Consider the following 12,553-nt stretch of genomic DNA (forward strand, 5'->3'; position numbering starts at 1 on the left):
CTGGGCCAGACCATTCATTCCGGCTCATCATCCGAATTTGCTCATCTGGAAGGCGCGTTCAACAATCTCAGCCTGCACCTGCAACACTCCATGCAGCAGATCCGTGAGCAGCATATGCGTGATCAGGCCTTTACCCGGGCCTTCCCGGATGTGGCTTTTCTGCTCGATAACGACGGCATTATCCGTGGCCGCTATGGCAGCCTCGAAAGTCAGCTGCCAGCCCTGCATGCCGACCTTACCGGAAAGCCTTTCACCTGCTGGTTACAGCCACAGGTAGCAGAGCGCGTTACCGAGAGCCGCGATCAGGCACTGATATCGCAAGATATAGAAATAACCGAGTTCCGCCACGAAGACTTTTATATCGAGTCGCGCATGACGCCACTACTGAGTCAGAACGACGAAGGCCAGCCGCTGGTGAATGGCCTGCTGTGGCTGATCCGTGATATTTCTGAGGTCAAACGCAAACAACAACAGATCGAGTATCAGGCTAATTTCGACTCCCTTACCCGCCTCGCCAACCGCCGCTTTGCCCTGCTGCATATTGAGAAAAAAATGGCCCATGCCCGCCGGGTGGGCAAATTCGGCACGGTGCTTTTTATCGACCTCGATCATTTCAAGAACATCAACGACTCGCTGGGCCACCCGGTTGGCGACAAATTATTGGTGAAAATGGGTGAGCGTCTGAATCAACTGGTACGCGATGAAGACCTGACCGCGCGTCTGGGCGGCGATGAATTCCTGGTGCTGCTTGATGAACTGGCTGACACGCCGGAAGCTGCCGCGCAGTATGGCAGCGACTGTGCCGAACGCCTGCTGGCGGCGATCCGCCAACCGTTCAATATCGATATTCATTGTTTCCATCTGTCGGCCAGTATCGGTATTGCCGTATTTCCTGCGGATCAGGATGAAGCAACCGATCTGGTCCGCCAGTCCGATACCGCGATGTACCATGCCAAGGCGCAGGGGCGCAGCGGCATCAGTATCTACACCCAGAATATGCAGCAGGAAACGCAGGATAAGCTGAATCTGTATAACGACCTGCATCAGGCCATCCAGCAGCGGGCGTTTACCCTGGTATTCCAGCCACAACTCAACGACCACGGTGAAATTACCGGAGCCGAAGTTCTGTGCCGCTGGAATAACCGCGGCACGCCGGTCAGCCCCGATGTGTTTATCCGTGCCGCCGAAGAAACCCGCCTGATTCTGCCGCTGGGGCAGTGGATTCTGACGGAAAGCTGCCGTGTTCTGAAACGCTGGCGACAGGAAAACCGGTTACCCGACAGCTTTCGCCGCCTCGCGGTGAATATCAGTCCGGCGCAGTTTATGGACGAGAACTTCGAGCATTACGTTACTGCTCAGGTCAACAGCCACTCTCTCTGCTCAGCACAACTGGAGCTGGAAATTACCGAGAGTATTTTCCTCGGCGATAAAGAGATTATCCGCAGTAAAATGGAGCGCCTGAGCAGCCTGGGCTTTACCTTTGCGCTGGACGATTTCGGCACCGGTTATTCATCCCTCAGCTACCTGCAGCACCTGCCGCTGCACAAACTGAAAATCGACCGCTCATTTGTGATGGATATCGAGGACAGTCAGCGCCCTGCACGGATTGTCGACTCCATCATCCAGATGGGACAAAACCTCGGCATGGAGATCATTGCGGAAGGGGTCGAGCATGAGGCCCAGCGCGAATATCTGCAGAACCGGGGCTGCTGTGAATATCAGGGCTATCTGTTCAGCCGGCCACTGGCGGAAGATGAGTTCATTGAATTTGTGCGGCACAATAGGGCATCTTCCGGTCATTAACTGAACGCTGTGCTGCCACTGGTATACCACCCCAACTACTCCTGCCCCTTTCCCGAACAGCACCGTTTTGTGATGTCGAAGTTTGTGCGCCTGCACGATTATTGCCGGCAACAGGGACTGATCGGCCGCAATAACCTGTTCCGCCCTGAAGCTGCAACACTCAGCGACCTCAGCATCGCCCATGCTCCGGAGTATCTGGCCATGCTCTGTGATCAGTCACTGGACCCGAAGGCCTGGCGCCGTATCGGCCTGCCCTGGAGCCAGGGCTTAATCGACCGCACCCTGACCGCACCCAACGGCACCCTGCTGACCGCCCGGCTGGCGCTGCAGCACGGCATGGCCTGTCATCTGGCTGGCGGGACACACCATGCCCACCGCGATTTTGGCTCCGGTTTCTGCCTGCTCAATGATCTGGCCTACAGTACTCTGACGCTGCTGGCACAGGGTGAAGTCAGCAAAATACTGATCTTCGATCTGGATGTGCATCAGGGCGATGGCAGCGCCGCCATACTGGCCAGTGAGCCACGGGCCTTTACCTGCTCGATTCACTGCGAGAAAAACTTTCCGTTCCGCAAATCCGCCAGCGATCTGGACATCGGTCTGGATCAGCATCTGAGCGATCAGCCCTATCTGGAAGTGGTGGAAAACACCCTGCTGCGGTTACTGGACGAGCAGCAGCCCGATCTGGTGCTGTACGATGCCGGCGCCGATGTCTGGCAGGGAGACGAGCTGGGTCATCTGAATATCAGCTGGGCCGGCGTACAACAGCGCGATGAGCTGGTACTCAGTCATTGCCTGCGCCGCCACATTCCGGTGGCAACCGTGATTGGCGGTGGCTATGACCGCGACCATGAACGCCTCGCCCGCCGCCACGCCATCGTGGCCGAAACCGCCGCTCACCTCTATCCGCAGTATCTGGGCTGAATGGCACCCGCCTTGCTAACTCCCTGCTGATCATCCTCTGCCGGTGTCTGAAGACAGAAAACGCACCCAGGCAGAGCATTTATGCGCTCGGGCGCCTTAATCAGAAGCAGGAGTTATTTATGGATAAAGTCACCATGACGGAAACCATCATCGCCGCCAAACTCAGCAAGGGTCTGAGCTGGGAGCAAATGGGCAAAGACCTGGGCATGTCGCCGGTCTGGCTGACCTCAGCCTGTTTGGGTATGAACAGTGCGCCTGCCGATAAAGCCGCCGCGATCAGCGACTACCTGGGGCTGGGCAGCGAAATCAGCAATGCCCTCGCCGCTTATCCCACCAAAATCTGGGATCAGGCCGTTCCCACCGATCCGCTGATTTACCGGCTGTACGAAATTGTCGGCGTCTACGGCGAGACACTGAAAGAGGTGATTCAGGAGAAATTCGGCGACGGCATCATGAGCGCCATCGATTTTTCTATGGAAGTCGACAAAATCGAAGACCCGAAAGGCGACCGCGTTCTGCTGACCCTGAATGGTAAATTCCTGCCGTATAAAAGCTGGTAAGCCGACCGCCATAGTGCGCGCTGACTGCTCCGGCGCGTAAACAACAGGCAAAGCATCCTGATCTGCATTTACAGAACCAGCGTACAACATTAGGCTCTGTACAAAATAATGATAAGGACAATGCTTTGCGCCATTTACTCGCCTTCTCCCTGATGCTGTTGCTGGCCGCCTGCGGTGGCGACGGCAACTCCGGCCACAGCTCTGCTCCCGACAACAATCCCGGTGGCGATGGTGCTGACCCGGGCGACGGCGGTGATCCCGGTAACGGCGGTGATCCGGGCGACGGCGGTGATCCTGGCGACGGTGGTGATCCTGGCGACGGTGGTGATCCTGGTGACGGTGGAGATCCTGGTGACGGTGGTGATCCGACCGACCCCGATTGCGGTTATCAGCCGCCAGCAGAGGTTAATCCGACTCAGACACTGGGCAACACTGCAGCAGCGGCGGCCTATGACCTGTCCGCCTACAGCGAACGTACCGAGCTGAATACCGACCTGACCGGCACCTGGGTGATGGTCAGTGACTATGTACGCACGCAGATACCACGCATCCCTACCGAGCAGGAAACCAGGCATATCCGCCGCAAAAGTGTCTTTGTAATCCGCGACAATGCCGGCACTCTGGAAGTTGCCAACTGCGCCGCAGGCAGCAGCACGTTCCAAACCTTGCCAGATACAACGGCCGCTTTCTCTTTACCTCTGTACAGCAACTCTAACGGCAATGAGTCGCAATTTTTTACGCTGACCAGTAACAGCAAAATGGCAGGACAGGCTTTAGCGGGTTACACAACCGGCTTTGGTGAGACCCGTTTCAGTGGTCAGAGTACTGCGGCCATTAAAATATCAGACAGCACCGCTCCCCTTGGCCAGCACTCCCTCACCATCCAATACAATGGCGTCAACATTGATGAGCCGAATCAGCCGGTGTACTGCCTGGTACAGACGCTGGAGCTGAGCGGAACACAGGAATGCGGCGAGGCTCCGGCAGCCAGCGAGCTGATTCAGCAACTTCAGACCCGAAGCAGCAGCGGCCTTGGCCTGCTTTTTCTGACAGAGCAGAACGGCAACCTGAAAAGTGCACTGGCACGGGATAGCGGCAGCGTGAAGTTGATTTCCCAGTCCGAAGCTCTCGGCAACCTGACAACAACCGCCGATAATCTCCAGCTGATTCTGAGTGCAGATCTGGACTCAGCCTCCGCGTATGTCAGTGGCAGCAGCAGCTCTCCTGCCGCCACCGGCAGCTACAGCACAACACTGACCCTGCCCTAACCCGATACTGCGCCGGGCATCAGCCCGGCCATCTGCTCCTTCAGCCACATAACCGCCGGATCACGGCTGGCCTTACGGTGCCAGTACAGATGCATCTCTAACGGTGCCAGAGGCAGTGGTAATGGTAACACGGTGAAATCGGGCTGCCGGGTGGCCATGCTTCTGGCAAAACTGCCGGGCAATGTCAGCAGCAGGTCGGTCTGCTGCATCACCTGAATCGCGGCGTAATAATTCTGGCAGCGCAAAGCGACCTGCCGCACCTTACCCAAACGCGTCAGAGCGAAGTCTTCCACCCCCGGGCCTTCTGCGCGGCTGGAAACCAGTACATGACGGGCACTCAGGTAGCTATCCAGATTCCACGTATTTCCCTGTAGCGGATGCCCGTTGCGCATTGCCACAACCAGCTGCTCTTCGCCAATCGCCTGATGCTCAATATCATCACCAACGGGCAGCAACACATCGGCGGCAAAATCGATCTGTCCGGATGACAGCGCGCTTTCCATATCACGCCGCGCCACCCTCACGCTGCGCAACTGAATGCCCGGCGCCTGTTGTTGCAGGCGCGCCATTAACAATGGTAGCGCTGTGGCTTCCATCACATCCCGGGAAGCCAGAGTAAACACACGGCTGGCCTGGGCAGGATCAAAGGCCAGCCCTTCAGTCAGGGTCGATTCCAGATCCTGCAACGCCGCTCTGACACGACCAATAATCGCCTTCGCCAGCGGCGTCGGAGTCATGCCCTTGCCGGAGCGCTCAAACAGTGGGTCATCAAAGCGTTCACGCAGACGCCCCAGCGCATGACTGACCGCCGGTTGCGACAGATTCAGCTGCTCGCTGGCGCGGGTCAGATTGCCCTCGCGGTAAATCACATCGAAGACCACAAAGAGGTTCAGGTCGACACGGGAAAGATTCATTTTCTGCATGCACTGGCCCGGCAGTATTCACAAGAGCAATAAGAGTACCATGCGATTCCACACTGGAGTCAGCCGCTTATTTGACCTGCCACACAGCCTCACCCTATATTGACGGCGTCAACATAATCAATAACAACTGCCATCAGACAATCACAAGGATCTGCTATGAGTGCCCTGCCTGAATTCCAGAGCTTTAACGTCAGCGTCGAAAATCACATTGCTCACGTTCAACTGTGTCGCCCCGATGCCCTGAACTCCATGAACCAGGCTTTCTGGCTGGAGCTGCCGCAATGTATGCGTGCCATTGAGGCCCAGACCGATGCGCGGGTGATTGTGATTTCTTCGACCGGCAAGCACTTCTCCGCCGGTATGGATCTGGGCGTGTTCACCAATCCGAAAGCGGTGCCAATGACCGGCGACGCCGGGCGTATGGCCGAGAATCTGCGTCGTGTCGTGATGCAATTGCAGGATACCTTAAGCTCACTGGAGCAGATCCGTTTACCGGTATTGGCGGCCATTCAGGGTGGTTGTATCGGTGGTGCGCTGGATATGGTCTGCGCAGCCGACTCCCGCTACTGCTCCGCCGATGCCTACTTCACCATCAAAGAAACCGAACTGGGCATGACCGCCGACGTTGGCACCTTACAGCGCCTGCCAAAATTGATGCCGCAGGGTGTGGTACGCGAACTGGCCTATACCGGGCGTAAATTCAGCGCGCAGGAAGCTAAGGCGTTGGGCTTTGTTAATGAAGTGTATGGATCCCAGCAAGCCATGCTCGACGGCGTACTGAGCATTGCAGCTGAAATTGCCAAACACTCGCCACTGGCGGTCAGTGGCTGCAAAGAGATGCTGAATTACAGCCGTGACCACAGCGTTGAAGACAGCCTGCGCTATATGGCGACCTGGCAGTCGGGCATGTTCCGCCCGACCGATATGATGAAAACCTTCCAGGCCAAAGCGCAGAAACAACAGGCGCAGTACGATGACCTGTTTGCCGTGAAGGGATTGTTTGAGGAGTAAAGCGACAGCGGCGGAGTACATACTCCGCCTCACTCAATGAAAGCCATTCAGAAAATAATGCGCAATCCTGTATTGAAGTAATTCATACGAGTCGACACATTTAAGCGCTCATCGTTAGTCACTGATTCCATTTCCTGCCATTCAATACGTTTTTCCTGATAGCCAATGTCCAGTTCCACATGCTCGCTCAGAGGAGCAAAGATGCCAACGCCAATATTGACGGCCGTACCGCTCAGGTCATCATCTCCTGCCACCAGAGAGGCAGTATCGTCGTAATCGTAGGACCCAAGACCGACGGTTAAGTAAGGCCGGACAGGTTTATTGCCGACGCTGAAAAACAGATTCAGATCCATACCGCTCAGATCATTCCGCGATGTGTCGACATCCATATCGACCTGTGTTCTGGCAAACTCCAGCCGTACTGCCGGGGAAAACATAATGCCTAACTTAAAATCTTTTATATCCTGATCGTAATGTGTGGTACTGATTTTCTGGTTACTGTATTCCCAGTCGTGCGAGCCATCACCTGTACCCCACCCCATTCCGAGATACAGACGCACAGGGTCATCAGAAGCAACCGCAGCCAGCGGTAGCAGCCCTGCAGCAAAAATTAAAGACCAACGGCAAACAACACTGAACATAAACTTTCCTTAGTAAAAACACGCATAATAATTAATGCAAATCATTATTTTTATATTTATAAAGTGCAAGTGTTTACTAAAAGATTGCTGCGCTGAAACCGGATAGCCTAATACTTGCCGGGCTTAGCGCGGATCTTCTGGCACTCGTGTATACACGCAGCACGCTGCGTATTCCAGCAGGCATAAAAAAACCCACGCTGCATTTCTACAGAGTGGGTTTCTTTTGCAGCCAAACAAGGAAGCTTAGTGCTTGCCGAGTTTTTTCCTCGTTCCTACGCTCTGCGTGGGAATGCAGCTGTGCCAGCAAGGGCTACCACGCAGAGCGTGGGAGCCAGGTGGCGCTTGCCGAGTTTTGCGCGGATCTGCTGGCCATAGTTATGCACGCAGCACCTGCGTTCCAGCAGGCATAAAAAAACCCACGCTGCATTTCTGCAGGGTGGGTTTCTTTTGCAGAAACCAGAAAAGCTTAATGCTTGCCGAGTTTTGCGCGGATCTGCTGGATGGTACGCAGCTGAGCCGCAGCTTCTGCCAACTGAGTAAGCGCACGAGAGTAATCAAAGTCTGCACCCTGATTCTCAATCGCCTGCTCAGCGTGTTTCTTAGCTTCCATAGCCGCTGCTTCGTCGATGTCGCTTGCGCGCACCGCCGTATCAGCCAGTACGGTTACTGTATTGGGCTGAACTTCCAGATAACCGCCAGAGACGTAAACAACCTCTTCTTCGCCGTTTTGCTTAACAATACGGACCGGACCTGGTTTCAGTGGGGTCAGCAGCGCTGCGTGGCCGGGTTCAATACCCAGATCACCCAGTACACCGGACGCCACAACACGCTCTACCAGGCCAGAGAACAGATTCTCTTCGGCGCTGACGATATCGCAGTGGACGGTAATCGCCATAATCTTTCCCTCAGACTGAGGAGGCCGGGGAGCGGACTACACTACTCGCTCCCTGACCCGCCCAAGTTACATTTTCTTGGCTTTCTCGATAGCTTCGTCGATGGTACCAACCATGTAGAACGCTTGTTCTGGCAGGTCATCGAATTCACCATTGAGGATGCCCTGGAAACCACGGATGGTTTCTTTCAGAGACACGTACTTACCAGGCGCACCTGTAAAGATCTCGGCCACGTGGAATGGCTGAGACAGGAAACGCTCGATCTTACGTGCACGGGCTACCAGCTGCTTATCTTCGTCGGACAGTTCGTCCATACCCAGAATCGCGATGATGTCTTTCAGCTCTTTATAGCGCTGCAGAACACCCTGAACGCCACGAGCTACGTCGTAGTGTTCGTTACCGATGACCAGTGGATCCAGCTGACGAGAGGTGGAATCCAGTGGGTCGATCGCTGGGTAGATACCTTTAGAGGCGATATCACGTGACAGTACGACGGTTGAGTCCAAGTGAGCGAACGTGGTCGCCGGGCTTGGGTCAGTCAAGTCATCCGCAGGTACGTATACGGCCTGTACCGAAGTAATAGAGCCAGTCTTGGTAGAAGTAATACGTTCCTGCAGAACGCCCATCTCTTCTGCCAGCGTTGGCTGGTAACCTACCGCTGAAGGCATACGGCCTAACAGTGCAGATACCTCGGTTCCCGCGAGGGTGTAACGGTAGATGTTGTCTACGAACAACAGTACGTCTTTACCTTCGTCACGGAATTTTTCAGCCATAGTCAGACCTGTCAGAGCCACACGCAGACGGTTGCCTGGGGGTTCGTTCATCTGACCGTAAACCATTGCTACTTTGGATTTGACTTTGTCGTCCAGGTTTACAACACCGGATTCCGCCATTTCGTAGTAGAAGTCGTTACCTTCACGGGTACGCTCACCAACACCGGCGAATACAGACAAACCGGAGTGTGCCTTAGCGATGTTGTTGATCAGTTCCATCATGTTTACAGTCTTACCAACACCGGCACCACCGAACAGACCCACTTTACCACCCTTAGCGAATGGACAAACCAGGTCGATTACTTTGATACCAGTTTCCAGCAAGTCGGTGCTTGCTGCTTGTTCGTCGAAGCTTGGTGCTGCACGGTGAATAGAAGCAACTTCTTTCTCACCGATAGGACCACATTCGTCGATTGGACGGCCGAGCACGTCCATGATGCGACCCAGAGTCTCGATACCAACAGGTACAGAGATTGGAGCGCCAGAGTTTGTTACAGGAAGGCCACGTTTCAGACCTTCTGTCGAGCCCATCGCAATAGTACGAACTACGCCGTCGCCCAGCTGTTGCTGAACTTCGAGGGTTGTCTCAGTACCATCTACGGTCAGGGCGTCGTAGACCTTAGGCACCACGTCGCGTGGGAATTCCACGTCGATAACGGCGCCGATGATCTGTACGATACGTCCGCTCATATTCGGTTCCTCTTAACCTTAAAACCTGTGTTCCCGGGCCTTAAACGGCCGCGGCACCGCTAACGATTTCTGAAATTTCCTGGGTGATTGCTGCCTGACGAGCTTTGTTATACAGCAAGTTCAGCTCTTTGATCATGCCGCCAGCGTTATCGGTGGCGTTTTTCATCGCCAGCATACGCGCGGCCTGCTCACAGGCGTTGTTTTCAATCACACCCTGATACACCTGAGATTCTACGTAGCGTACCAACAGACCTTCGAGGATCTCTTTGGCATCAGGCTCGTAGATGTAGTCCCAATGGTGTTTCAGTGAATCGTCTTGTTGTGCCTTCAGGGGCAATAACTGCACCGCTTCTGGCGATTGGGTCATGGTGTTCACAAAACGGTTATGCATGATGTACAGACGATCAATCTGACCATTGTCAAATGCGTCCAGCATCACTTTTACCGCTCCGATCAGGCTCGCCAACTCAGGAGCATCTCCCAGATGAGACTGGGAGGCTACTACGTTGCCGCCAAAGCTGTTGAAGAACAGACCGGCTTTGGAGCCGATAGCGCAGAAGTCAACTTCCACACCTTTGTTCTTCCACTCTTTGGACTGCTGTGCAACACGCTTGAACAGGTTGTTGTTCAAGCCGCCACACAAGCCACGGTCGGAAGACACCACGATATAACCAACACGCTTGATTTCGCGGTCTTGCAGATAACGGTGACGATATTCAGATGTCGCATTTGCCAGATGACCAATCACATCACGGATTTTATCCGCGTATGGACGGCTCTCCTGCATGCGCAGCTGAGCGCGACGCATCTTACTTACAGCAACTTTTTCCATTGCTGAAGTAATTTTCTGCGTGCTTTTTACACTCGTAATCTGCTCTTTAATCTCTTTTCCGACTGCCATTTAGCTGCCCTACGTTGAGTGAATCCAGCTGGCGGCTACCGTTGCCGGGCCGCCAGCACCGGACTTACCAGGTCTGAGTGCTCTTGAATTTCTCAATACACTCTTTCAGACCGGCGGCGATTTCATCGTTGTAGTCGCCCTTCACATTGATCTTCGCCATCAGTTCAGCGTAAACGCTGTTGGCGTAGCTCAGCAGAGCAGCTTCAAACGCTTGAATCTTGTTCACGTCAACGTCTTTCAGGAAGCCTTCAGTCGCAGCGTAGATCACCAGACCCATCTCAGCGGTGGACATTGGCGCGTACTGCTTCTGCTTCATCAGTTCGGTAACGGCACGGCCGTGTTCCAACTGTTCGCGAGTCGCTTCGTCCAGGTCCGATGCAAACTGAGCGAAAGCCGCCAGTTCACGGTACTGAGCCAGAGCCAGACGGATACCACCGCCCAGTTTCTTGATGATCTTGGTCTGTGCAGCACCACCTACACGGGATACAGAGATACCCGCGTTCATCGCCGGACGGATACCGGAGTTGAACAGGTTGGTTTCCAGGAAGATCTGACCGTCAGTAATAGAGATCACGTTGGTCGGTACGAACGCCGAAACGTCACCGCCCTGAGTCTCAATGATTGGCAGAGCGGTCAAAGAACCGGTTTTGCCTGTCACTTCACCGTTAGTCATGCGCTCAACGTAAGTTGGGTTAACGCGACATGCGCGCTCCAGCAGACGGGAGTGCAGGTAGAATACGTCACCTGGGTAAGCTTCACGGCCTGGCGGGCGCTTCAGCAGCAGGGAGATCTGACGATATGCCCATGCCTGCTTGGTCAGATCGTCATAAACGATCAGAGCGTCTTCACCACGATCCAGGAAGTATTCACCCATCGCACAACCGGCGTAAGGAGCCAGGAACAGCATTGCTGCCGGATCTGACGCGCCTGCCGCGACGATGATGGTGTGTTCCATCGCGCCGTGTTCTTCCAGTTTGCGTACTACGTTAGCGATAGAAGATTGCTTCTGACCGATAGCAACGTAGATACACTTAATACCAGAGCCTTTCTGGTTGATGATGGCGTCGATAGCCATCGCAGTTTTACCAGTCTGACGGTCACCAATGATCAGCTCACGCTGGCCACGGCCTACCGGCACCATGGAGTCAACCGCTTTGTAACCAGTTTCAACTGGCTGATCAACGGATTGACGTGCAATTACGCCAGGCGCAACACGTTCAATCGGAGCAGTCAGGTTGGTTTCGATCGGACCTTTACCGTCGATCGGGTTACCCAGAGTGTCGACTACGCGACCCAGCAGGGCTTCACCAACTGGTACTTCCAGAATACGGCCAGTACATTTGGCAGTCTGACCTTCAGCCAGACCTTTGTATTCGCCCAGAACAACGGCACCAACGGAGTCACGCTCCAGGTTCATTGCCAGGCCGTATACGCCGCCTTCAAATTCAATCATTTCACCGTACATGGCGTCAGCCAGACCGTGAATACGAACGATACCGTCAGATACAGATACGACGGTGCCCTCGTTCTGGGCTTGTGAAGTCACATCGAGATTTTCGATGCGTTTTTTGATGACTTCACTGATCTCAGATGGATTCAGTTGCTGCATGCATCGTCCCTCAAACTAGGATTTCATCGCTTCGGCTAATTTTGACAGCTTACCGGTTACGGAGCCGTCGATTACCAAGTCCCCGGCACGAATGATGGCGCCACCGATGAGAGACTCATCGACTTCGCTGGTCAAACGTACATCACACTGCAGTTTGGCTTTAAGGGCCTGTGCCAGTTTATCGGCCTGCTCATTGCTCAGTTCGAACGCGGAGGTGACGACTACGTCAACCGTGTTCTGCAACTGGGCTTTCAGCTCTTCATACAGAGCTGCGATTTCAGGCACCAGCATCAGGCGCTTGTTTTCCGCCAGAACGGCTACCAGGTTTTTGGCTGCTTCATTCAGCTTGTCGCCACATACGTCGGTTAAAGCCTGTGCCTGCTGTTGCGCAGTCAGAGACGGATGCACCAGTACTTTTGCCATATCGGCATCGGCAACACAGGCTGCCAGTAATGCCAGGTCCGCAGACCAGGCGTCCAATGCACCTTTCTCACTTGCTTCAGCAAACACCGCTTTGGCGTATGGCCGAGCGAGAGTTGTTAATTCAGCCATGGAAA

General features: G+C 54.5%; 12 protein-coding genes. 5 read left to right on the forward strand and 7 right to left on the reverse strand.

The genetic code is table 11. From position 1 onward, the window contains the following. The 4 genes from B3P58_RS12290 to B3P58_RS12305 all read left to right on the forward strand — a co-directional run. Positions 1–1,803 (forward strand): putative bifunctional diguanylate cyclase/phosphodiesterase (locus tag B3P58_RS12290; protein WP_286717799.1); only part of this gene is annotated, 1,803 nt, incomplete at its 5' end. A 9-nt stretch (positions 1,804–1,812) separates the two neighbouring features. Next, positions 1,813–2,727, forward strand: a complete 915-nt coding sequence (locus tag B3P58_RS12295; protein ID WP_286717801.1) for a histone deacetylase family protein — start codon at positions 1,813–1,815, stop codon at positions 2,725–2,727. Between the two features lie 119 nt (positions 2,728–2,846). Then, a complete protein-coding gene (gene cynS, locus B3P58_RS12300; RefSeq protein ID WP_145467426.1) occupies positions 2,847–3,287 on the forward strand; it encodes a cyanase in 441 nt (146 codons plus the stop codon). A 125-nt stretch (positions 3,288–3,412) separates the two neighbouring features. Next, entirely contained in the window at positions 3,413–4,555 is a 1,143-nt protein-coding gene (locus B3P58_RS12305; RefSeq protein WP_286717803.1) for a hypothetical protein, read from the forward strand. Here the strand turns inward: B3P58_RS12305 and B3P58_RS12310 are convergent. Next, positions 4,552–5,478, reverse strand: coding sequence for a LysR family transcriptional regulator (locus B3P58_RS12310; RefSeq protein ID WP_286717805.1), 927 nt, complete (start codon positions 5,476–5,478; stop codon positions 4,552–4,554). The genes B3P58_RS12305 and B3P58_RS12310 overlap by 4 nt on opposite strands. Positions 5,479–5,634: 156 nt before the next feature. Between B3P58_RS12310 and B3P58_RS12315 the strand changes: the two genes are divergently transcribed. After that, positions 5,635–6,489, forward strand: a complete 855-nt coding sequence (locus B3P58_RS12315) for a crotonase/enoyl-CoA hydratase family protein (protein ID WP_286717806.1) — start codon at positions 5,635–5,637, stop codon at positions 6,487–6,489. Positions 6,490–6,536: 47 nt separating this feature from the next. Here B3P58_RS12315 and B3P58_RS12320 read toward each other — a convergent pair whose 3' ends face one another. The 6 genes from B3P58_RS12320 to B3P58_RS12345 all read right to left on the reverse strand — a co-directional run bounded on the left by B3P58_RS12320 (position 6,537) and on the right by B3P58_RS12345 (position 12,548). After that, positions 6,537–7,130 (reverse strand): outer membrane beta-barrel protein, encoded by a 594-nt coding sequence (locus B3P58_RS12320; protein ID WP_286717807.1) that lies wholly within the window; start codon positions 7,128–7,130, stop codon positions 6,537–6,539. Between the two features lie 466 nt (positions 7,131–7,596). Beyond that, a complete protein-coding gene (locus tag B3P58_RS12325; RefSeq protein WP_260976030.1) occupies positions 7,597–8,025 on the reverse strand; it encodes a F0F1 ATP synthase subunit epsilon in 429 nt (142 codons plus the stop codon). A 66-nt stretch (positions 8,026–8,091) separates the two neighbouring features. Beyond that, entirely contained in the window at positions 8,092–9,486 is a 1,395-nt protein-coding gene (atpD, locus tag B3P58_RS12330; RefSeq protein WP_145467417.1) for a F0F1 ATP synthase subunit beta, read from the reverse strand. A gap of 40 nt (positions 9,487–9,526) precedes the next feature. Continuing rightward, positions 9,527–10,387: a F0F1 ATP synthase subunit gamma gene (atpG, locus tag B3P58_RS12335; RefSeq protein ID WP_225691250.1), complete on the reverse strand. Its 861-nt coding sequence runs from the start codon at positions 10,385–10,387 to the stop codon at positions 9,527–9,529. A 64-nt stretch (positions 10,388–10,451) separates the two neighbouring features. Beyond that, entirely contained in the window at positions 10,452–11,996 is a 1,545-nt protein-coding gene (gene atpA / locus B3P58_RS12340; protein WP_145467413.1) for a F0F1 ATP synthase subunit alpha, read from the reverse strand. A gap of 15 nt (positions 11,997–12,011) precedes the next feature. Beyond that, the gene (locus tag B3P58_RS12345; RefSeq protein ID WP_145467411.1) at positions 12,012–12,548 is read right to left on the reverse strand and encodes a F0F1 ATP synthase subunit delta; all 537 of its coding nucleotides are present in this window, start codon (positions 12,546–12,548) and stop codon (positions 12,012–12,014) included. Positions 12,549–12,553 lie beyond the last annotated feature (5 nt).

The organism is Thalassolituus sp. UBA2009 (assembly GCF_002335285.1).
Taxonomy (GTDB): domain Bacteria; phylum Pseudomonadota; class Gammaproteobacteria; order Pseudomonadales; family Oceanobacteraceae; genus Venatoribacter; species Venatoribacter alkanivorans.